The organism is Stappia sp. MMSF_3263 (genome assembly GCF_030733745.1).
Lineage (GTDB): Bacteria > Pseudomonadota > Alphaproteobacteria > Rhizobiales > Stappiaceae > Stappia.
The window spans coordinates 331,698-353,247 of the sequence record NZ_JASHIK010000002.1; the positions used below are offsets into that span (position 1 = coordinate 331,698).

23 protein-coding genes are annotated in these 21,550 nt (G+C 65.2%); 13 read left to right on the top strand and 10 right to left on the bottom strand.

The window, feature by feature from the left end; translation table 11 throughout:
- Position 1: 1 nt before the first annotated feature.
- The 7 genes from RBB46_RS04400 to RBB46_RS04430 form a co-directional block, all read right to left on the bottom strand.
- Positions 2–1,162 (bottom strand): formate dehydrogenase subunit gamma, encoded by a 1,161-nt coding sequence (locus RBB46_RS04400; RefSeq protein WP_306027665.1) that lies wholly within the window; start codon positions 1,160–1,162, stop codon positions 2–4.
- A gap of 90 nt (positions 1,163–1,252) precedes the next feature.
- Positions 1,253–1,450 carry a hypothetical protein gene (locus RBB46_RS04405; protein WP_306027666.1) on the bottom strand — a complete coding sequence of 66 codons (198 nt, stop codon included), beginning with the start codon at positions 1,448–1,450 and terminating at the stop codon, positions 1,253–1,255.
- A 204-nt stretch (positions 1,451–1,654) separates the two neighbouring features.
- A complete protein-coding gene (fdh3B, locus tag RBB46_RS04410; RefSeq protein ID WP_306027667.1) occupies positions 1,655–2,254 on the bottom strand; it encodes a formate dehydrogenase FDH3 subunit beta in 600 nt (199 codons plus the stop codon).
- A gap of 12 nt (positions 2,255–2,266) precedes the next feature.
- The gene (locus RBB46_RS04415; protein ID WP_306027668.1) at positions 2,267–5,164 is read right to left on the bottom strand and encodes a formate dehydrogenase subunit alpha; all 2,898 of its coding nucleotides are present in this window, start codon (positions 5,162–5,164) and stop codon (positions 2,267–2,269) included.
- Between the two features lie 146 nt (positions 5,165–5,310).
- Positions 5,311–5,502, bottom strand: a complete 192-nt coding sequence (locus RBB46_RS04420) for a twin-arginine translocation signal domain-containing protein (RefSeq protein ID WP_306027669.1) — start codon at positions 5,500–5,502, stop codon at positions 5,311–5,313.
- Positions 5,503–5,615: 113 nt separating this feature from the next.
- Complete coding sequence (locus tag RBB46_RS04425; RefSeq protein ID WP_306027670.1) at positions 5,616–6,278, bottom strand: molecular chaperone; 663 nt, start codon at positions 6,276–6,278, stop codon at positions 5,616–5,618.
- A 420-nt stretch (positions 6,279–6,698) separates the two neighbouring features.
- Complete coding sequence (locus tag RBB46_RS04430; RefSeq protein WP_306027729.1) at positions 6,699–7,886, bottom strand: Mrp/NBP35 family ATP-binding protein; 1,188 nt, start codon at positions 7,884–7,886, stop codon at positions 6,699–6,701.
- Between the two features lie 283 nt (positions 7,887–8,169).
- On the opposite strand from RBB46_RS04430, the gene RBB46_RS04435 reads away from it, so the two are divergent.
- The 10 genes from RBB46_RS04435 to RBB46_RS04480 all read left to right on the top strand — a co-directional run bounded on the left by RBB46_RS04435 (position 8,170) and on the right by RBB46_RS04480 (position 16,551).
- Complete coding sequence (locus tag RBB46_RS04435; RefSeq protein ID WP_306027671.1) at positions 8,170–8,625, top strand: BLUF domain-containing protein; 456 nt, start codon at positions 8,170–8,172, stop codon at positions 8,623–8,625.
- Positions 8,626–8,761: 136 nt separating this feature from the next.
- The gene (locus RBB46_RS04440) at positions 8,762–9,220 is read left to right on the top strand and encodes a BLUF domain-containing protein (protein ID WP_306027672.1); all 459 of its coding nucleotides are present in this window, start codon (positions 8,762–8,764) and stop codon (positions 9,218–9,220) included.
- 165 nt (positions 9,221–9,385) lie between these two features.
- The gene (gene fdhD / locus RBB46_RS04445; protein WP_306027730.1) at positions 9,386–10,282 is read left to right on the top strand and encodes a formate dehydrogenase accessory sulfurtransferase FdhD; all 897 of its coding nucleotides are present in this window, start codon (positions 9,386–9,388) and stop codon (positions 10,280–10,282) included.
- Positions 10,279–10,905, top strand: a complete 627-nt coding sequence (mobA, locus tag RBB46_RS04450) for a molybdenum cofactor guanylyltransferase MobA (RefSeq protein ID WP_306027673.1) — start codon at positions 10,279–10,281, stop codon at positions 10,903–10,905. Before fdhD ends, mobA begins: the two co-directional genes overlap by 4 nt.
- Complete coding sequence (mobB, locus tag RBB46_RS04455; RefSeq protein WP_306027674.1) at positions 10,902–11,441, top strand: molybdopterin-guanine dinucleotide biosynthesis protein B; 540 nt, start codon at positions 10,902–10,904, stop codon at positions 11,439–11,441. Before mobA ends, mobB begins: the two co-directional genes overlap by 4 nt.
- Complete coding sequence (glp, locus tag RBB46_RS04460) at positions 11,428–12,708, top strand: gephyrin-like molybdotransferase Glp (RefSeq protein WP_306027675.1); 1,281 nt, start codon at positions 11,428–11,430, stop codon at positions 12,706–12,708. Before mobB ends, glp begins: the two co-directional genes overlap by 14 nt.
- Positions 12,709–12,897: 189 nt before the next feature.
- Complete coding sequence (locus tag RBB46_RS04465; RefSeq protein ID WP_306027676.1) at positions 12,898–13,674, top strand: ABC transporter substrate-binding protein; 777 nt, start codon at positions 12,898–12,900, stop codon at positions 13,672–13,674.
- 64 nt (positions 13,675–13,738) lie between these two features.
- Complete coding sequence (locus tag RBB46_RS04470) at positions 13,739–14,452, top strand: ABC transporter permease (RefSeq protein WP_306027677.1); 714 nt, start codon at positions 13,739–13,741, stop codon at positions 14,450–14,452.
- A 92-nt stretch (positions 14,453–14,544) separates the two neighbouring features.
- A complete protein-coding gene (locus tag RBB46_RS04475) occupies positions 14,545–15,285 on the top strand; it encodes an ABC transporter permease (RefSeq protein ID WP_306027731.1) in 741 nt (246 codons plus the stop codon).
- A 96-nt stretch (positions 15,286–15,381) separates the two neighbouring features.
- Positions 15,382–16,551, top strand: a complete 1,170-nt coding sequence (locus tag RBB46_RS04480) for a PLP-dependent aspartate aminotransferase family protein (protein ID WP_306027678.1) — start codon at positions 15,382–15,384, stop codon at positions 16,549–16,551.
- On the opposite strand, the gene RBB46_RS04485 is transcribed toward RBB46_RS04480, so the two are convergent.
- The gene (locus tag RBB46_RS04485; RefSeq protein ID WP_306027679.1) at positions 16,538–17,437 is read right to left on the bottom strand and encodes a LysR family transcriptional regulator; all 900 of its coding nucleotides are present in this window, start codon (positions 17,435–17,437) and stop codon (positions 16,538–16,540) included. The two genes, RBB46_RS04480 and RBB46_RS04485, sit on opposite strands and share 14 nt — an antisense overlap.
- 407 nt (positions 17,438–17,844) lie before the next feature.
- Between RBB46_RS04485 and RBB46_RS04490 the strand changes: the two genes are divergently transcribed.
- The 3 genes from RBB46_RS04490 (at position 17,845) to RBB46_RS04500 (ending at position 20,217) form a co-directional block, all read left to right on the top strand.
- Positions 17,845–18,723: an NAD(P)-dependent oxidoreductase gene (locus tag RBB46_RS04490; RefSeq protein WP_306027680.1), complete on the top strand. Its 879-nt coding sequence runs from the start codon at positions 17,845–17,847 to the stop codon at positions 18,721–18,723.
- 116 nt (positions 18,724–18,839) lie between these two features.
- Complete coding sequence (locus RBB46_RS04495) at positions 18,840–19,715, top strand: AraC family transcriptional regulator (RefSeq protein WP_306027681.1); 876 nt, start codon at positions 18,840–18,842, stop codon at positions 19,713–19,715.
- An 85-nt stretch (positions 19,716–19,800) separates the two neighbouring features.
- Positions 19,801–20,217, top strand: coding sequence for a VOC family protein (locus RBB46_RS04500; protein ID WP_306027682.1), 417 nt, complete (start codon positions 19,801–19,803; stop codon positions 20,215–20,217).
- A gap of 3 nt (positions 20,218–20,220) precedes the next feature.
- Here the strand turns inward: RBB46_RS04500 and RBB46_RS04505 are convergent, their stop codons facing one another.
- Both RBB46_RS04505 and RBB46_RS04510 read right to left on the bottom strand, forming a co-directional pair.
- Complete coding sequence (locus RBB46_RS04505; protein ID WP_306027683.1) at positions 20,221–20,733, bottom strand: DUF302 domain-containing protein; 513 nt, start codon at positions 20,731–20,733, stop codon at positions 20,221–20,223.
- A gap of 136 nt (positions 20,734–20,869) precedes the next feature.
- Positions 20,870–21,361: an Lrp/AsnC family transcriptional regulator gene (locus RBB46_RS04510; protein ID WP_306027732.1), complete on the bottom strand. Its 492-nt coding sequence runs from the start codon at positions 21,359–21,361 to the stop codon at positions 20,870–20,872.
- Positions 21,362–21,550: the final 189 nt, after the last annotated feature.

A 21,550-nucleotide genomic window follows, 5' to 3' on the forward strand; every position in this document is an offset into this window, starting at 1 on the left:
ACTACTCTGCAGGCTGCGCCGCCGGCGGATGCTTTTCTTCGCCCTGCCGGGCAAGCACTTCCTCGACCCAGAGCGAGTGATGCTCCTTCGCCCAGTTGAGGTCGACCTCGCCGCTGCCCATCGCATCGAAGGCGCCTTCCATGCCGATGGAGCCGATATAGATATGGGCAATGATGACGCAGATCAGGAACACGCTCATGATCGCGTGCCAAAGGGAGGCAAGCTGCTGTTCCTGCAGCACGGTCAGCGCCGTCGGCAGTTCCGTGCCGAACACGGAGTTCACCGCCCCGAAGGTGCCGGAGAAAAAGTGCGTGGTGTAGGGAAAGAGCAGCGACCAGCCCGACATGGAGATCGAGATGCCGCAAAGGATCGTCAGCCAGAAGATCATCTTCTGACCGGCATTGAACTTCTTTGCCGGCGGATGCAGCTTTTTCGAGAAAATGCCGCCGCCCTGGAGGATCCACTTGATGTCGCTCGTGTGCGGCAGGTTGTGACGAACCCACATCGCGAAGATGATCACAAGGCCGGCCATGAAGGCGAAGGCAAGGTAGTTGTGAAGATACTTGCCAAAGAGCGTCACCGCGCCGAAGGCGTCCGGACCGATAACCGGGAGCAGGACATAGCGGCCATACATGACGTTGAGGCCGGTCAGCGCCAGGACGATGAAGGACGAGGCCAACAGCCAGTGGCCGAACCGCTCGACCGCCGCGAAACGCGTGATCGTCTGGTCCGAGCGGCCATGCTCGATCCGGATCCGGCCGCGAATGGCGAAGAAGATGCAGAGCACCACCACCATGGCCAGCAGCGCCCAACTGGCGTAGAGCGCCAGCGGTCCGTTGCGCAGGGAGCGCCAGAGTTCGCCTTCCGACTGGACGAGGGTTGCCGCGTTCTTGTCGGGAATGGAGACGTTTCCGGCAACGCCCTGCCGCACGGCGCGCCAGAGTTCCGTGTCGGAATTCGTGCCGAGCGTGTTGCCCGGGACCTGGCCCTGGACCGGTGCTTCCGCCGCAGGATCGCCAGCGGGCTGCTGCGCGTTGGCCGAGGTGCCGGCGCCCTGAAGGACCATGACACCGAGGACCATCGCAACCAGGGCGGCAAGGCCGCGTGACAGGAGCGCCCCGCCGAACCCTCGGGCGAAGCAGGCGATTGCCATTCCGTTCATCTTCTCTCCCTCCCCTGGCATTGCCGGGGCTTCACCGCTCGTGGCGCGCGCTCATCTCCGTCCGGCAGCGCCCGTCACAAGCATTGGCGCTCAGAAGCGCTGACTGCCCGCGCGGTTCTGCAGCTCGCGACGATCCGCCTCGCTCAAAGTCTCGTCGGGTGTGCCCTGATAGACACCCTTTTGCGTGTGCAGGGCACGGTTCTGTTCCTCGTCCCGGCATCCCGGAACAAGCATGAGCGCGGTGCATGCAAGCACCGCCATGCCCCAGCCAGCCCTTCCCGATCTCACGTCCAGGTCTCCTTGTCGCTCCGCCGTCCGTCCGGACGGGATCTGCGCAATGTCAAAAGCGCCGCTCCTCCCGCGGTATCCCGGGAGATAGCGGACAAAGCCTCGTCAGCAAGGACACCGGTGACGGGTCTTGCCTTGAGCTGTCGAAAACAAAGGCGGCCATGAGCCGCCTTTGCCAGTTCCCGCCGTCCTGATCCGGACGGATCAGAAGCTCCCGGCCTTCTGCTCGTAAGCCGTGCCCCAACCCCAGGCGCCGGATCCGAAACCGCGCGCCACGACGCGTTCGCGGTAGATCGCCGAGACGACGTCGCCATCGCCGGCGAGCAGCGCCTTGGTCGAACACATCTCGGCGCAGAGCGGCAGCTTGCCCTCGGCCAGACGGTTGCGGCCATACTTGGCGAACTCGGCCGAGGAATTGTCAGCCTCGGGACCGCCGGCACAGAAGGTGCACTTGTCCATCTTGCCGCGCGAGCCGAAGTTGCCGGCCTGCGGATATTGCGGCGCCCCGAAGGGGCAGGCGTAGAAGCAGTAACCGCAGCCAATGCACAGGTCCTTGGAGTGCAGAACCACGCCCTCGTCCGACTGGTAGAAGCAGTCGACCGGACACACCGCCATGCAGGGTGCGTCCGAGCAGTGCATGCAGGCGACAGAGATCGAGCGTTCGCCCGGCTTGCCGTCCTGGATCGTCACCACGCGGCGACGGTTGATGCCCCACGGCACCTCGTGCTCGTTCTTGCAGGCGGTGACGCAGGCATTGCACTCGATGCAACGCTCGGCGTCACAGAGGAATTTCATCCGTGCCATGATTTTTCCCCCTTACGCCACGCGCTCGATGCGGCAAAGCGTGGCTTTTGTTTCTTGCATCTGGGTGACCGAGTCGTAGCCATAGGTCTGGGCCGTGTTGGTGGCCTCGCCAAGGACATACGGGTCGGAGCCCTTCGGATATTTGTGACGCTGGTCCTCGCCCTGGAAATGCCCGCCGAAGTGGAAGGGCATGAAGGCAACGCCGGTGCCGACGCGTTCGGTCACCATCGCCATGACCTTGACCTTGCCGCCTTCCGGACCGTGCACCCAGACCATCTCGCCGTCGCGAATGCCGATATTGTTGGCATCGCGCGGATTGACCTCGATGAACATGTCCTGCTGCAACTCGGCCAGCCACGGGTTGGACCGTGTCTCGTCGCCGCCGCCTTCGTATTCAACAAGGCGCCCCGATGTGAGAATCGTCGGGAAATCCTTGGAGAAGTCGTTTTCCTGGATCGACTTGTAGCGGGTCGGGACGCGCCAGAAGGTCTTGTCCTCGTAGGTCGCGTACTTGTCGAGCAGGTCGCGGCGGTTGGTGTAGAGCGGCTCGCGGTGCAGCGGCACCGGATCCGGGAAGGTCCACACCACGGCGCGGGCCTTGGCATTGCCGTAAGGGGCGCAGCCATGCTTGATCGCGACGCGCTGGATGCCGCCGGACAGGTCGGTCTTCCAGTTGGTCTTCTCGCCAGCCACCGCATCGATCGCAGCACGTTCTTCCGTGGTCAGGTCCCCGTCCCAGCCCAGCTTCTGCAGCATGGCCATGGTGAACTCGGGATAGCCGTCCTCGATCTCCGAGCCGGTCGGCCAGGAGCCTTCCGCCAGGAGATTGTCGCCATCCTTCTCGACGCCGAAGCGGGCGCGGAAGCCCATGCCGCCCTCGGCAACCGGGAGCGAGGTGTCGTAAAGCACCGCCGATCCGGGATGGTTCATCTCGGCCGTGCCCCAGCACGGCCATGGCAGGCCGTAGAAGTCGCCGTCGGCCGGCCCGCCGATCGCGCGCAGGGTCGTGCGGTCGAACGTGTGCTGGTTGGCCATGTGCATCTTGAGGCGCTCGGGCGACTGGCCGGTATAGCCGATCGTCCACATGCCGCGATTGAACTCGCGGGTGATGTCCTCGATGAGGGGCTCCTCGCCGTTCACCTCGATGTTCTTGAACATCGTGTCGGCAAACCCGAACTTCTGCGCCAGCAGATAGGCGATGGTGTGGTCGGGCTTGGACTCGAACAGCGGATCGATGACCTTCTCGCGCCACTGGAGCGAGCGGTTCGACGCCGTCACCGATCCGGAGGTCTCGAACTGGGTCGTCGCCGGAAGCAGATAGACGCCGTCCTTGCGGTCATGCATCACCGCCGACATGGTCGGGAACGGATCGATGATGACCAAAAGGTCGAGCTTCTCCATCGCCTGCTTCATGTCCGGCAGGCGGGTCTGGGAGTTCGGGGCGTGGCCCCAGAACACCATCGCCCGTGTGTTGTCCGGCTGAAGGAGGTTTTCCTTCTCTTCCAGCACGCCGTCGATCCAGCGCGACACCGGAATGCCGGTCTCGTACATCATCGCCTTGTCGGCGCCGTCTGCGCCCTTCATCGTGGCGAAGCGGGCGGCCAGATCCTCGAACGGAACATCCCACACGCGGGCCCAGTGCTTCCACGAGCCTTCGGCAAGGCCGTAATAGCCCGGCAGCGTGTCGGCGAGCACGCCGAGATCCGTCGCGCCCTGCACATTGTCATGGCCACGGAAGATGTTGGTGCCGCCGCCCGACTTGCCCATGTTGCCGAGCGCCAGCTGGAGCGCGCAATAGGCACGGGTGTTGTTGTTGCCGTTGGTGTGCTGCGTGCCGCCCATGCACCAGATCAGCGTGCCGGGACGGTTGTTGGCGAGCGTGCGGGCAACGCGCTTCAGCTGCGAGCCGGGAACGCCGGTGACGCGCTCGGTCTCCTCGGGCGTCCAGTTGGCGACTTCCGCCTTGATCTGGTCCATGCCCCAGACACGCTGGCGGATGAATTCCTTGTCTTCCCAGCCATTCTCGAAGATGTGCCAGAGAATGCCCCAGATCAGGGCGACATCCGAACCGGGCCGGAAGCGCACATATTCCGAAGCATGGGCCGCGGTGCGCGTGAAGCGCGGATCGCAGACGATCAGCGGCGCCGCGTTCTCTTCCTTTGCCTTCAGCACATGGAGGAGCGAAACGGGATGCGCCTCGGCAGGATTGCCGCCGATGATGAAGATCGACTTCGAGTTGTGGATGTCATTGTAGGAATTGGTCATCGCGCCGTAGCCCCAGGTGTTGGCAACACCTGCGACCGTGGTCGAGTGACAGATACGGGCCTGGTGGTCGACATTGTTCGTGCCCCAGAAGGCGGCGAACTTACGAACCAGATAGGCCTGTTCGTTGTTGTGCTTGGCCGAGCCGAGCCAGTAGACGCTGTCAGGTCCGCTTTCGTCGCGGATCTTCATCATCTGGTCGCCGATCTCGTTGATCGCCTGCTCCCAGGAGATGCGCTCCCACTTGCCGTTGACCATCTTGGTCGGGTATTTCAGCCGCCGCTCGCCATGCGCGTGCTCGCGCACCGACGCGCCCTTGGCGCAGTGGGACCCCAGGTTGAACGGGCTGTCGAAGCCCGGCTCCTGACCCGTCCACACGCCATCCTGCACTTCCGCCAGGACGGTACAGCCGACCGAGCAATGGGTGCAGACCGACTTCTTGATCTCGACCTTGGCATTGGTCGGCCCGGCCGCCTCCGCCTTGCGTACCATGCCACCGGTCAGGGCGCCGGCAGCCGCCAGGCCGCCTGCGGCAAGACCCGACCTGCGCAGGAAGCTCCGGCGGTCCATCGCGCTGGCGCCGATTGCCTCAATGGCGGAGGCCAGGCTGGCACGGCGCGCCACGCCGCTCGTCTTTTTCCTCAGCATCACGTTTCTCCCTCGAATGCACGACAACGGCGCTGCTTCCGCCTTGTCGCGCCGGGCGCCCTTGCCCGCTTCGGGGCGAACGCCTCAACAACTCGCTTCAAGCATCGGCCACCTTGGCAGGAGGCCACGACCCGGGACCTGAAACGTCAGAACCGCGCGGTGTCGTAGAAGGTCTTGACGTGCTCGGTCTCGCGGTAGCCCGCGGCGGTCTCCGAAACCGGAGCCGCGGCCTGCGCCTCGCCGGCAACCAGCGTCGCCGAACCGGCCACGGCGCCCAGTCCGGCAAGTTTCAGGAAGCTGCGCCGATCCGCTTCAATGGCTGTGTCTTTCCGTTTCATGACACCCTCTTCGGTCTGTTCAGTTCTTGTGTTGCCGGACGGACCAGCCCGTCCTTCTCAAGTTCCGGCGACATCGCCCGGGCCGCTGAGCCCGGGAAACGCGGCCGCAATTCCTATCCTGCCTGCCGCTGCTGCGAAAACAGCCGGTCGGCCTCGTCCTCAAGATCGATGAACACCTTGCCCAGCTGCCCCAGCGCCGCGTAGAGCGCGCTGGTCGACGTCCCGGCCAGGTCCTTGAAGAAATAAGGCGCCCACGCCGCGACATGCGCCCTGAAAAATGTGCTCGCGGTCGCCGGCTCCCCGTCGCCATAGGCCCCTTCGACGAGGCCGGCCATCATCTCGCACAGAGCGGCGATATGGTCTTCCGGCTCGCTCACCTCGGGACTGCGCTCGATCCCGAGCCGGCGCATTTCCTGGCGCAGGAGGGCAAGCGGCTTCTCGTTCAGGAAACCGGTCAGGTAATAGGACGCATAGGGAACCAGTTCGCCCCGGCCCACGCCGATAAAGAGATCATGGTAATCGCTGCGAAGCGCCTGGGGATCGGCCGCGCGGGCCTCGGCGGAAAGCTGTTTCAGCGCCGTGCCAAGGGGCCCCTCGATCACGGGAAGAGCGCCAACGACCTCAAGCCAGTCACGTCCGACGGGAGCTTCCAACGCCGTGGCGAGCAGACGATAGACGATCGCGCGCTCGCCATCCTCGGCAGCAACGTCGGCGCGTCTTGTCTGTGCTTCCATGTCGGGCGGCACGCGGCCAGCCGACTCCGGCTCAAGCGTCATTCAGATCAATCTCCCTCTTCTTGAAGATTGTCATTTTGACCGGGTGGTTGCAAACGAATTCAGTTTTGCGACGCCAACCATTTTTCGTGCTATTTCATACGCATAGAAGGGATTTTAAGAACAAAAAGACACGAAATAACACAAATCACATATTCAGGCATGTTGCCATGCAGCATTTCCGTCTCGGGTCGCGTCTGATTTGGTTCCGGCAATTGACCAGACGATCAACAGTTTACCTGAAGTAGAAAAGATGACTTATCAATTCATGTTTTTGATGCCGGCAATTGACGCTCCGAAAAACGGCAAGTTCACGGCCTCCGGCCCGCCTCGGTGCGAATCGAAATTCACCCCGAGCCGGGGCGGTTCTCGTGCGGGATCGCCGGAGCGGCGGGCGCAGCCAAACAAGGCGCCAGCAGCGCCCTAGCTTTCCATGACGATGCGCGGCGCGGCGCGGTGTCCATCATCCCGGTTGCGTTCGATCTCGGCCCAGACCCTGGCGGCAATGTCCCTGTAGACAGCGGCGTGCGGTCCGTCGGGCGCGGTGACAGTCACCGGTGTGCCTGCATCTGAACTCTCGCGGATCGCCATGTCGAGCGGCACCTCGCCAAGGAAGGGCACGCCCAGTTTCTCCGCCTCCGCGCGGGCGCCGCCATGGCCGAAGATGTCGTGGCGGCCGCCGCAGTCCGGGCAGAGGAAATAGCTCATGTTCTCGACGATGCCGAGCAGCGGCACGTCCACCCGGCGGAACATGTTGAGCCCCTTGCGCGCATCGATCAGCGCCAGGTCCTGCGGCGTGGAAACGATGACCGCACCGGCCAGCGGCACGTTCTGCGCCATGGTCAGCTGCGCATCGCCCGTGCCAGGCGGCATGTCGACGACGAGCACGTCGAGTTCGCCCCAGGCAACCTCGCGCAACATCTGGGTGATTGCCGAGATGACCATCGGCCCGCGCCAGATCATCGGCGTTTCCTCGTCCACCAGGAAACCCATCGACATGACCTTGATCCCGTATCCCTCGAGCGGCTTCAGGATGCGGCCGGAGACCGGCTCGGGCCGGCCGGAGACACGGAAAAGACGGGGAATGGAAGGTCCGTAGATGTCGGCGTCGAGCACGCCGACCTTCAGGCCGTTCGCCTGGAGCGCCAGCGCCAGGTTGCAGGTGGTGGTGGACTTGCCCACGCCCCCCTTGCCGGACGCGACGGCGATGATCGACTTGACGCCGGGGACCCCGGGCTTGGCGGCGGCGGGTTCGGCGGCCTGCGCCCGACCCTGCATGGGCGGCGGCACATTGGCCGCATCGCGCGCGGCGGGCGCCGGGCGAACCGGCGCGCCGCCCTCGGGCGGCCGGGGCAATGCCCCTGCCTTGCGCTCGGAGGTGAGCGCCGCCAGCACCTTTTCGACGCCGGGAAGCTTGCCGACCACCTTTTCGGCCGCCTGGCGCAAGGGTTCGAGACCCTGCGCGCGTTCCGCCGGGACCGTGATCGAGAAGATCACCCGCCCTTCGGAGATGAAGATATCCGACACCAGCCCCAGAGAGACGATGTCGCCCTCGAGATCCGGACCCTTGACCTTCGACAGTTCCGCCAGAACCTCGTCACGCGTCGGCATCTCATCCCCCTTCTTCTTCCAGAACATCACAACATTCCCGTGCCCGATCAATCAGCCGGGAACGTAAGGCCGCAACGGGAAAGGTCAATCGGTTTCACCGGCGGCATATCGCGGCAGGCGGCGAGCCGGATCGGTAAACGAAGTTTTCAGCACACCGACAAAATGTGATGAAAATCGACGACTTTTTCCCTCCCCGACCGCATTCCTTAACCGTTCCGCCAAGTTTTCACCGGCAGGATTCCAAACCAGGGACGGACACACCGGAAGGACAAGGATCCGGGAAATGAGCATGAATGCGATCTGCTACGCCGCACATATCGACTGGACCGCGGTTCACCGCCCGGTCGAAACCGAAATCGAGCACATGCTCGGCCGTGCCAGGCGATTGAACCGCCTGAACGGTGTGACCGGGGCGATCCTGCTCTATCGCGACCATCTGGTGCAATGGCTGGAAGGCGAGCGTGGCGGTCTCGTCGACAGCCGCGACTGCGCCTCGCGCGACGCGCGGCTTTCCGGGCTTTTCACCCTGTGCGAGGGACCCGTTGCAGAACGGCTCTTTCCGCATTGCTGGCTCTACTTCGCCGACTACCGCCTTGATGACGCCGTGCCCGGCGGCCTGCTCGGCCTGCTCGCCAATGCTCCTGCACCGGTCGACCTCCCGGAGATGGCCGGCTGCATGGCCGAAGTGGCGCGCGTGCTGGAGCCCGCCCGCTTCACCCACGCGGCGATGCTCGTCTGAAATACGGATGACCCTGCGTCCTTGCTTGCCGTCAAGTTAATGGCAACACCCGAGAATCCGAGATCCGGCTTACCGAAAGCCAAGGTGTTGCTTCTACAGTGACTGCCAAGAACACGAACACGATCGAGGCAGTCCGATGAGTATCACCCGGTTGAGCTACCGGAGCAGGATCAACTTCAGCACCATGACGCTCTCCTTCGACGAGGAGATCGAGCGAATCCTGTCGCGCTCGCGGACCAACAATGCAAAAGCCGGCCTGACCGGGGCGCTGCTTTTGGCCGGCAACACCTTCCTCCAGATGATCGAGGGACCGGAACCGGTCGTACTGGAGGCGCTGGACCGCATCAGCGCCGACCCGCGCCACGGCGATTTCGCCATCATCGACCAGCGCACCGACACCGCCCGCCTGATGCCCGCCGACCCGCTCTTCTTCTGCGACGCCTCCGATGCCTGCGATAGCGTGCTTTCCAGCCTCTATATCCCGATTGCCCATTCTCCCGAACTCGTCCGGTACGACGACCTCGTGTCGGTGATGATCTTCAGCGCGACACGGGTCGCGCGGCGGCACCTGCGGAACAGGGCCCTGTCCGCTTAGCTCCGAGCGTCACAGGTTTCCACGACGAACAGCCTTCGCGGCGCTTGCCAGCCATGCCTGTCCTTCCCTACCTTGTGCCGACGCAGGACCGCCGAGACCGGCCCGCCATCTTGGCGCGGGCCGCGGAAGGAAAAATCAGTGGATACCGCAGACAGAAGCGACCGGATGCCGGACCGATTGCCGGATTTTCACGTCAAGCCGGACCCGCAGGATCCGCGGCTTTCGACGCCGGTCACCGGGCGTGACCAGAACGGAAACGAGGTCGAGATCCGCGTCGTGAACGAGCGCGCTCTGACGCTCTACCTCAACGCCCAGGAGATCGTCACCATGATGACGATCGGAGACCGCCCGGACCTTCTGGCCGTCGGCTATCTCCTCAACCAGAACATGCTGAAGGCCGACGACCGCATCACCGGCATCGATCACGACGAGGACCTGGACGTGGTCGTCGTGCGCACCGAGCGCGAGACGAACTACGAGGAAAAGCTGAAGAAGAAGGTCCGGACCTCGGGTTGCGCGCAGGGCACCGTCTTCGGCGACGTGATGGAGCGGTTCGACGAGATCGCCCTCGATCCGGAGGCCCGCTTGCGCACGTCCTGGCTCTACGCGCTGACGAAGAAGATCAACACCCAGCCCTCGCTCTACCTGGAAGCCGGGGCGATCCATGGCTGCGTGCTGTGCCAGGAAGACCGCGCCGTCGCCTATATGGAAGACGTCGGCCGCCACAATGCGGTCGACAAGATCGCTGGCTGGATGTGGCTGAACGGCATTTCCCCGGCGGACAAGACCTTCTACACGACCGGCCGGCTGACATCCGAAATGGTGATCAAGACGGCGATGATGGGCATCCCGATCCTGGTTTCGCGCTCCGGCTTCACCGCCTGGGGGGTGGAACTCGCCCGCCGCGTCGGCCTGACCCTCATCGGACGCGCCCGCGGCCAGCGGTTCGTGGTGCTGTCGGGAGCCGAACGGCTCATCTACGACATGGAGGCAAGCGAGGCCGACGGCGAGGACGCCAGACACCGGCGCAAGGGCGCGCGCAACGCGGAAGACGCCGCATGACGTCCGCTCCCCTTGCAGGCTGCATTCTCGCGGGCGGACTGGCCCGCCGGATGGGCGGCGGCGACAAGACGCTGCTGCCGCTCGCCGGCGCGCCGATGCTGGCGCGCGTCATCTCCCGGCTGGAACGCCAGGTCGGCGCGGTCGTGCTCAACGCCAATGGCGAACCGGCTCGTTTCGCCGAATTCGGATTGCCGGTCGTTGCCGATCCGATCGAGGGCTTTGCCGGTCCTCTTGCCGGTATCCTGGCAGGCCTGCGATGGGCGCGCGCCCATCACGGCGAGGCACAGGGCGTGATCTCGGTGGCCGGCGACACGCCGTTCTACCCTGCCGACCTGGCCCCGCGTCTTCTCGAGGCGCGCGGTCCCGATCCGGAGCGCATCGTGCTGGCAAGATCGGACGGGCACATGCATCCGGTCTTCGGCTACTGGCCGGTGTCGGTCGCGGATTCGCTCGAACGCTTCCTGCGCGAGGGAACCACGCGCAAGGTGCTCGCCTTTGTCGACCTTCATCCCAACACGGCCGCGGATTTCACCCCCGAGCCGGGGGCTGCCGATCCGTTCTTCAACATCAACACGCCGGAAGACCTCGACGCTGCCGAGACGCGGGCAAGGGACGAGGCATGAGCGCGGCGCACAAGGCCCCGGTATTCGGAATCGCCGGCTGGAAGAATTCCGGCAAGACAACGCTGACGGAACGGCTGGTCGCCGCCATCTCGGCTCGCGGCTACCGGGTGGCGACGGTCAAGCACGCGCATCACGCCTTTGATGTGGACCAGGAGGGCACGGACAGTCACCGGCACCGGGTTGCCGGCGCGGTCGAGGTTGCCCTCGTCTCAAGCCGCCGCTGGGCGTTGATGCACGAGCTGCGCGGCGCGCAGGAACCCTCGCTCGGCGAGATCCTCGAGCGGCTGTCGCCTTGCGACATCGTACTGGTGGAGGGCTACAAGCGCGCACCGCATCCCAAGATCGAGCTGCGCCGCCATTCAACGCTGAACGCGGAGCGGCTGGCGGACGACGATCCCAGCGTCGTCGCCATCGCCAGCGACGAGCCGGCGGCGGAGACGCGGCTTCCCGCGTTCGACCTCGACGATGTCGAGGGCATCGCCGACTTCGTGCTTGCCACCTGCGGGTTGCGGAAAGTCGCCGATGACCTCGTCTAGACGCCTCCTCGACGACTGTTTCCTGCACGACCGCGACCGGCTGCGCCACGACGATGCGCTGGCCATCCTGAGGGACCGCGTCTCGGCGACCGTCGGACACGAGACGCTCGATCTCGCAGCGGCGGCCGGGCGCATCCTGGCCGATCCCGTCCGCGCCGGACAGAACGTGCCGCTTGCCGACAACTCCGCCGTCGACGGCTATGCGTTCGCGCAAGCCGACCACGGGCGAACCGGCGGGCGCTTCCCCGTTTCGGCACGGATACCGGCGGGACATCCCTCCCCGGCTTCGCTTGCCCCCGGAACCGCCGCGCGCATCTTCACCGGCGCCGTGATGCCCGCCGGCGCCGACACCGTCGCCATGCAGGAAGACTGCGACCTGGACGAAGACGGCCATCTCGTCCGGATCCCGCCGGGCCTGAAACCCGGCGCCAACCGTCGGCGCGCCGGCGAGGACCTGAAGGCGGGCGACGTGCTGGTTGCCCCCGGCACGCGGCTGAGACCGCAGGACATCGCGGCCATCGCCTCGACCGGAACGCCCCGCGTCAATGTCTTCCGCCCGGTGCGCATTGCGCTCGTCTCGACCGGCGACGAGATCCGCCGCCCCGGTGATCCGCTGCCGGATGGCGGCGTCTATGACAGCAATCACTATCTCCTGTCCGGCCTGCTTGCCGGTTTCGGCGTGGAGATCGACGACCTCGGCATCCTGCCCGACGACGCCGCCCAGATCCGCAGGACGCTGGAACGCGCAGCCGGCGAGCATGACGCAATCATCTCGACGGGCGGTGCCTCGCGCGGGGAAGAGGACCACCTGGTCGAGGCGATCGACGCGCTGGGCACCCGGCACATGTGGCAGCTCGCGATCAAACCGGGGCGGCCGATGAATTTCGGCCAGATCGGCGACTGCGTCACGCTCGGCCTGCCGGGCAACCCGGTGGCGGCGATGATCTGCTGCCTGCTCTATGTCCGGCCCGTCCTCTCGGTTCTCGGCGGCGGTGCCTTCCTCGCCCCGAGACGCTACCAGGTTCCCGCAGCCTTCTCGGTGGAGAAGAAGAAGCCCGACCGACGCGAGTTCTACCGCGGTATCCTGGCAAGCGACGATGCGGGGCGCACGGTCGTGCGCAAGTTCGCGCGCGATGGGTCCGGACTGATCACCTCGCTGCGCGAGGCCGACGGGCTGATCGAGATCGCCGAGGAGACGGTGCGGATCGAAGAAGGCGAACCGGTCGACTTCATCTCCTTTGCCGAATTCGGCATCCCCGCACGGTAACGGCGCGACCACCTTCCCTTGCGAAAGGTCCTGTTCCGATCCGAAATCGAAGGTGTCTTCGCCACGACGATGGGGACAACGCAACGTAAAGCTGTTGAAATCCATTTGATATTGATGGGAGTATGCAGGCTGATCCGAAGGAGCGCGAAGCCGCTTCACGGCAATAACCGGAATTGCAGGGGACATCAGATGCGTTTCATGAAACTCGCGGCGGCAGCCGCTCTCGTTCTTGCGGCAGTCGGCAGCGCCGAGGCCAAGGACTGGACCAAGGTACTGATCGGCACCGAGGGTGCCTATCCTCCCTTCAACAACCTGACCTCCGACGGCCAGCTCGTCGGCTTCGACATCGACATCGCCAAGGCGCTTTGCACCGAGATGAAGGTCGAGTGCGAGTTCGTCGTTCAGGACTGGGACGGCATGATCCCCGCGCTGCAGGCCGGCAAGTTCGACGCCGTCATCGCCTCCATGTCGATCACCGAGGAGCGGCTGCAGAAGGTCGACTTCACCAACAAGTATTACAACACGCCGCCGGCGATCATCGTCCCGAAGGACAGCGACATCTCGGCCGCCACCAAGGAAGCGCTGGCCGGTAAGCTGCTCGGAGCCCAGTCCTCGACCACGCATTCCAACTATGCCGAAGCCAAGCTGGGCGATGCCGAGCTGAAGCTCTACCCCACGCCTGACGAGTACAAGCTCGACCTTGCCTCGGGCCGCATCGACGCCGCCATCGACGACGTCGTCGTGCTGTCCGAGTGGCTCGACACCGACGACGGTGCCTGCTGCAAGCTTCTTGGCACGCTGACGCCGGACCCGGTGATCAACGGCGAAGGCGCCGGCATCGCCATCCGCAAGGGTGAGGACGACCTCAAGGCGATGTTCAACACGGCCATCGAGGCCATCCGCGCGAACGGCACCTACGAGAAGATCCAGGGCCAGTATTTCGACTTCGACGTCTACGGCGGCTGAAGAGCGTTGAAACACGCAAGGCGGCGGACCTCCGCCGCCTTGCGCCTGAACGCGGTCCCAGCGCATGAATGAAGCCCTCACCCTGATATCGTTCGGCCCGGAGGGATGGGGCGACGAGATCGCGCGCGGCGTGCTGATCACGGTGAGCCTGGCGCTGGCATCGCTGCCTTTCGGCCTCGTCATCGGTTTCCTCGTCGCGCTGGCCAAGAATTCCGGCGATGCGTCGCTGCGCAATGCCGCGAACATCTACACCACCATCTTCCGCGGGCTGCCGGAACTGCTGACGCTGTTCCTCGTCTATTACGGCGGCCAGATGCTGCTGAACGAAATCGCCCGGCTCTTCGTCACGGGTGCGACGGTTGACGTGAACTCCTTCATCGCCGGCATGATCGCCCTGTCGCTTGTGTTTTCCTCCTATGCCTCGGAGGCCTTCCTTTCCGCGTTTCGCGGCATCCGGCACGGCCAGTACGAGGGTGGTTACGCGCTCGGCCTCAGCCGCGGCCAGACGATGCGGCTCGTCGTCCTGCCGCAGCTCATCCGCCTTGCCTTGCCGGCACTCGGCAATCTCTGGCTGATCCTGCTCAAGGAGACGGCCCTTGTCTCGGCCATCGGCCTTGAGGACCTGCTGCGCTGGGCGGGCATTGCCGCCCGCGTCACCAAGGAGCCCTTCCTGTTCTTCGGCAGCGCATGCCTGATCTATCTGGCCTTGTCGATGATCTCCTCGATCGGGCTGAGACGGATCGAGATCTGGTCGAAACGCGGCGAGGCGGCGCGATGAGCTGGGTGAGCACCGAGACCCTCCCCGCGCGCCCGGCGCCGCCCGCCCGCCAGGATGGCTGGAGCGCTGCCCGCATCGCCGGCAACGTGCTGATGGCGCTGTGGATCGTCGCCGGCGCCTATCTTGCCTACTACCTCGCCAGCAACGTGATGTCGGACTATGTCCGCACCTACTGGGACGACTATCTCGACGGCATCCTCATTACCTTGCAGCTGGTCGGGACATCGATGGTGACCGGCGCGCTTTTGTCGCTGCCGGTCGCGCTGGCACGGTCCTCGCGCAATCCTTTCGTCTCCGGCATTGCCTATGCCTATGTCTATTTCTTCCGCGGCACGCCGCTGCTGGCGCAGACGTTCCTGATCTATTACGGCGCCGGCACGTTCCGGCCGTTCTTCAGCGATCTTGGCCTGTGGTGGTTCTTCCGCGACGCCTGGTATTGCGCCATCTTCGCGTTCACGCTGAACACCGCCGCCTACCAGGCGGAAATCCTGCGGGGCGCCGTCCAGAACATCGACAAGGGCCAATGGGAAGCGTCTTCCGCCCTCGGCATTTCAAGGCTCGTCACCTTCTGGAAGGTGATCCTGCCGCAGGCGCTGATCGTGGCGCTGCGCCCCTATGGCAACGAGTTGATCCTGATGATCAAGGGCTCGGCCATCGTCTCGCTGGTGACCGTTTTCGACCTGATGGGCGAGACGCGGCGGGCCTATTCGCGCACCTTCGATTTCCAGGCCTATATCTGGGCTGCCGTTCTCTACCTGGTGGTGGTGGAGATCCTGCGCCGGATCTGGGAGCGGCTCGAGGCGCGGCTGACGCGGCATCTCAAGCGGAGCTGATCGACGCCTTTTTCAAGGCCTGCACCTATCCGTCATTGCGGAAAGCGCGCGTCGCGGATACCGCTTGGCGACCCTTTTCCCTCGCGGAGACATTCCATGTCCGACAACAGCAGCGGCAAGCTCGCGCCGGCCTCCATTCTCGCCCATGGCGGCGGTGGCATCGATCCGGCAACCGGCGCCGTCGTGCCGCCGATCCACACGGCGACAACCTTTGCCCGCGACACCGACTACCGGCTGACCAGCGCCGCGCATATCTATTCGCGCGATGACAATGATCTGGCACGCCAGATCGAGAGCCTGATCGCCCGACTTGAAAACGGCACGGACACCCGGCTCTTCTCCTCCGGCATGGCGGCGATCGCCGCGACCATCCGCACCGTGCGCCCCGGCGGCACGATCCTGGCGCAGTCCGGCATCTACTGGGGCACGACCTCCTGGCTGCGCAAGCACTGTGCGCATAGCGGCATCGCGCTGATCGAGGCGGAGGCCTCCGATACCGAGCGCTTCCGCGAGACGCTGCGTGAAAGCGGACCGGATCTCGTGTTCCTGGAAGCCCCGTCGAACCCCTGGCTGGCGGTCGCCGACATCGCGGCAATCAGCGAGGCCGCGCATCAAAGCGGCGCGCTCGTCGCGGTGGATGCCACCGCGGCAACGCCCTTGCTGATGAAGCCGCTCGACCTTGGCGCCGACATCGTCCTGCATTCGGCGACCAAGGCGATGAACGGCCATTCCGACGTGCTCGCCGGCGTCGCCACATGCAGGGACGCCGACAGCGATGCCTGGCGCTTCATCCGCGAGGAGCGTCATGACGCGGGCGCCGTGCTGGCACCGTTCGAGGCCTATCTGCTGCTGCGCGGCCTTCGCACCCTGTCCCTGCGCATGGAGCGCATGTGCGCCAGCGCCCAGACGCTTGCCGAGAGACTGGCCGCGCATCCCGCCGTGGAAACCGTGCTCTATCCGTCCCTTCGCGGCCATCCGACTCACGCCGCGGCCAAGGCCCAGATGCTGGGCGGCTACGGCTACCTGATGTCGATCCTCGTTCGGGGCGGTGCCGAGGAGGCGCTTGGCGTCGCCGGGCGGCTGCAGCTGATCAAGCGGGCAACCTCGCTCGGCGGTGTCGAGAGCCTTGTCGAGCACCGGCACACGATCGAGGGCGACGCCACGGGCGTTCCTGTGAACCTCCTGCGGATCTCCATCGGCATCGAGGATGTCGACGACCTTGCAGCCGACCTCGAGGCAGCGCTCGCTCCCCTCACGTCCGCGTAGCTGCGGCCCCGGTCTCGGGGCCGGGTTCCAGGTCGCGGTGGCTGCGGATCCAGGCCAGGAACGCCTTGAGCGGCGGGCGCTGGACGCCCGGGCGCGTGACCAGGTGATAGCCGTTGCCCGGCAGCACGTCCTCGAAGAGCACGCGGAGCGCGCCCGAGCGGATGTCCGGCTCGATGAAGGCGCGCGCCGTCGCGCTTACCCCCTCGCCGCGCCTCAGCCCCTCCAGCATCATGTAACCGGGCAGGTGCAGGATATTGAGGCTGCCGGTCGCAACGACGCCCTGCCGGTCGAGCCACTGGGCGATCTCATGCGTGCCGATCTCCTGCAGCCAGGGAAACTCCTGCAGTTTCGCAGGATCGGGATAGTCGGCATCGCCGACCAGCGAGCGCGCCGCCACGATGACGAAACTGGTGAACAGGAGCGGTTCCGACTGCAACCCGCTCCAGTGACCCTGCCCGTAGCGGATGGCGAGGTCGACGCCGCCAGGTTCCATCTCGACGACCTCGGCCGTGGGGTTGAGCATCAGCTCGACCTCCGGGTGGCGATGCCGAAACTCGGAGATGCGCGGCATCAGCCAGCTGACCCCGAAGGCCGGGGTCATGGTGACCTGCAAGGGCCTGGCAAGGTCGGCACGGGCGAGTTCGTCGACGGCCCGGCGCATGATGGAGAAGGCCTCGTCGAGATTGTCCGCAAGGCTGCGCCCTTCCCGCGTCAGCGCGATGCCGCGTCCCTGCCGCACCACCAGCTGCGTTCCGAAGAACGCCTCAAGGGCGCGAACCTGCTGGCTTATCGCGGCATGGCTGACATTCAGCGCGCGCCCGGCGCCGACCAGCGTGCCCGTCTCGGCGACGGTGGCGAAGGCGCGCAGGCTGGCGAGCGACGGCATCCGGCTCCACTCCATATGTCACCTCAGCTTACATTTCATCATCTTTCCTGAGTGGCATGATTTCGCGAAAACCGCAATCATCCGGGCACCACAAAGAGACGCGGAGACAGAACGATGATTGGTATTCTCGCGGAAACTTTCATGACCGCCACCCGCTCCGAGGACCGCTCGCGGGCACAGGCGCATTCCGCCAGGGTCTTGTTCGCGCAGGACGGCCGCCCCCGTTTCGAGCATGGGCGCGACGCGACCCCGACCCGTTGACAGGGGAACAGCACCTTCTGCATCCCTCCCCCTGACTCGCCCCGTTCGATGCGCTAAACAGGAAGCGACTGACACGTTCGGTCGCCCTCCTGTTCAACGTGTCGGGCGGGGCGACCTCATCCGGAAATCCCGAAGGGAGGGGCGCAATGGCGAAGGTTGCATTCATCGGTCTTGGCGTCATGGGGTATCCCATGGCCGGTTATCTCAAGAGCCGGGGCGGCCACGAGGTCACCGTCTACAACCGCACCAGTGCCAAGGCGGAAAAATGGGCCGGCGAGCACGGCGGCACGCACGCGGCCACTCCGGCGGCGGCGGCCGAGGGCGCCGACTTCATCTTTGCCTGCGTGGGCAATGACGACGATCTTCGTTCGGTGACGACCGGTCCTGACGGGGCGTTCCACGGCATGAAGCGCGGCGCGATCTTCATCGACAACACCACCGCCTCGGCGGAAGTCGCGCGCGAGCTTTATGCCGCCGCGAAGGAGAAGGGCTGCGGCTTCCTCGATGCGCCGGTCTCCGGCGGACAGGCAGGCGCCGAGAACGGCGCGCTCACGGTCATGGTCGGCGGCGACGCGGACATCTATGAAACGGCCCGCCCGGCGATCGAATGCTTCGCCAAGATGGTCGGGCACATGGGACCTGCAGGCGCGGGCCAGCTCACCAAGATGGTCAACCAGATCTGCATCGCGGGCCTTGTCCAGGGCCTGTCGGAGGCAATCCATTTCGCCAAGAAGGCCGATCTCGACGTTGCCAAGGTGATCGACGTGATCTCCAAGGGTGCGGCCCAGTCCTGGCAGATGGAAAACCGCTGGCAGACCATGCGCGACGACACGTTCAATTTCGGCTTCGCGGTCGACTGGATGCGCAAGGATCTCGGCATCTGCCTGAAGACCGCGAACGAGACGGGCGCACGCCTGCCGGTCACCGCGCTGGTCGACCAGTTCTACGCCGAGGTACAGGCGATGGGCGGCAACCGGTGGGACACGTCGAGCCTGATCGCGCGGCTGCAAAACGCCGACAAGTAAGCCGCTCCGGTCCGGCGGCGACGGCCGCCGGACCGCCATCCGCCGCCCGGCTTGCACCGACCGGTCCCACGGGCGCAAAATGAACGGGCAAGAACGCAAACCTGCGGAGCAGCGGCATGACCCGCGCAGACCCGGAGACCCGCGACCGGCACGGTCCGGGAACATATGTGCCGGAAGGATTGCCGGTGACGCTGCTGCGCCGTCCGGCGCCACCCGGCCTGCGCCGCTGGTACAGCGAAATCATAGCCTATGACGAACGCGCCGGCTGCCCGATCCGCCAGATCGAGAGCGCCTCGCTCACCGTGCCGCTGATCGTCAGTCTCGGCGAACCGTTCCGGATCGGGCTCGGCCGCAGGCCGGACCGCGAAGACGCCAGGCCGAGCTTCGCCGCCGGGCTGACGACCGAGCGGGTCTATATCGGCTCGACCGGTCGCGCCGCCTGCCTGCAGATCAACCTGACGCCGCTCGGGGCACGGCATGTGATCGGCCTTCCGGTCGCGGCGCTGACCGGCGCCATGATCCCGCTCGATGACTGCGCCGACAGGGCGGTTCTCGACTTCAAGCGAAGGATAGAGGACCTGACCGACTGGGAGCACCGCCTCGACCTTGCGGAAGCCTTCGTCTGGCGGCGGCTGTCGGTCTCCACGGACGGCACGCCGCAGGTCGTCCACGCCTATCGGCGCATCGTCGGCAGCGGCGGGCGACAGGGCATCGCCGCGATCGGCGAGGAGATCGGCTGGAGCCGCAAGCATCTCTCGCAGCGGTTCCGGGACGAGATCGGCCTGCCGCCGAAGACGGTGGCGCGCATCGCCCGTTTCGCCCGGGCACAGGCGCTGGCGCGCTTCGAGGCGGTGCCGGAATGGGCGGACATTGCCTGTGACTGCGGGTATGCCGATCAGGCCCACATGATCCGCGAGTTCGGCGCCTTTGCCGGGCTGGCGCCGCGCGCGTGGCGCGCCAGCCTCGACAATCTCGGCATCGCCACCTGGTAGAAGACGCCGGTTCCCAGGTTACATTTGTTCAATCCGAAGGATCGGCGGCGCGCTATCGACGGGCACCCCAACAGGAGCCCGAACCATGACCGAACAGCAACCACCCTGCATCTTTCCAGCCCTGCGCTTCGGCAACGCGAACCGGATGGTCGACTGGCTGCAAGAGGCCTTCGGCTTCCGCCTGCACGCCTGCCACAAGGCCGACGACGGCAGCATCGCTCACGCGGAACTTGCCCTCGGAACCTCCATGATCATGGTCGGCCAGTCGCGAGACGATGCCTTTTCGAAGATTGTCGGCGAGCCGAACGGCCCGGGCGGCAAGACGCTTTATGTCGCGGTCGCGGATGTCGACACGGCCTTCCGCAGGGCCGAGACGGCGGGCGCCACGATCGTCGAGCAGCTGACCGAGCGCGACTACGGCAGCCGCGAATTCGTCTGCCTCGACCCGGAGGAGAATGTCTGGTGCTTCGGCACCTACTGGCCGACGGCTGCAGCGGGCTGACCGCTACTCGCCGGCCGCCTCGCCGACGATCCCGGAGAGGAGTTCGTTGACAGCGGCAAGCGCCTTGCGGGAGGCCTCCGTCCCGGTTTCGGGCAGCCGCCTGTAGCCGACTGTCACCTTGCCCGGAGCATCCGGCGTTTCATAGAGGAAGACCGAATAGGGGCAGAAGGCGATGTTTCCCGCATCGGCCTCCATGGCCGCGCGCGACAGGGCGGCCGAGCAGAACAGCATCGCCTCCGCCCGGGCGAACACCTGCTCGCCCGACCCCACATCCTCGCCGGTGCGGGCCAGCATCTCGCCGATGTGCGAGACATAGTCGATCACCAGTCCGCGATTGATGATCGCGTTCTCGACATCGAAGCGCACGTCCTCGAACGCCGCCTCGACGACACGCGTCTCGGCTGCAGGGGACATGTCATCGGCGAAAGAGACCGGGACCATGCCGAAGGCGGCAAGCCCGAGCGCGGCCACGCCGCTGCGCAGGCCTCGGCCGACAGTCCAGGACAGTTGCATCATGAGAACCTCCAGTGAGCGTTCCCGCCACCGCCTGAACCGGGCCGCGGCGTGGTATCGCCCGGCACACTAGCCCAGAGCGCAGTCGGGCGCCACCAACACATTCATAAATCCGAATGCGTCTGGAGCCACCCCACCCTCAATCGTCCTTTTCAGCCCGTGGCTTCTCCGTCTGCACATAGGCAAGCGGCAGCTGGCTGGTCGACTTGATCTGCTCCATCGCGAAGGATGTCGAGACGTCGGAAATGTCGATCTTGGCGATGAGCCGCTTGTAGAAGGCATCATAGGCTTCGATGTCCGGGACCGCGACGCGCAGCAGATAGTCCACCGCTCCGGCCATGCGGTAGAACTCGACCACCTCGGGAAACTCCGAGATGACGTCGGCGAACTTGCGCAGCCAGTCGTCATTGTGCCGCGAGGTCGTGATCGAGACGAAGGCCGTGACCTTCACGTTGATCTTCTTCGGGTCGAGGATGGCCACCCGTCTCTGGATAACCCCGTCCTCCTCCAGTTTCTGGATGCGACGCCAGCACGGGGTGGTCGACAACCCGACCCGCCGGCCGACTTCGGCCACCGGAATCGTGCAGTCCTCCTGGAGAATGGAGAGAATTCGGCGGTCGATACGGTCGATCATGGATTTCCGGTCCGGATGGCAGTCGACAGAACTGGATTCATTTTTCATGAAACACAGGTAAGTCGATACTGGTTTTCTTCGCTCACTGCACGTGTGGAGAATATTAGATTTTTCTTCCAAGAGCAGGCTGAATTCCGCTTGCCGCGTTTTCCAGTCGATGTCAACTCAAAGCTTGAAAATCAAATC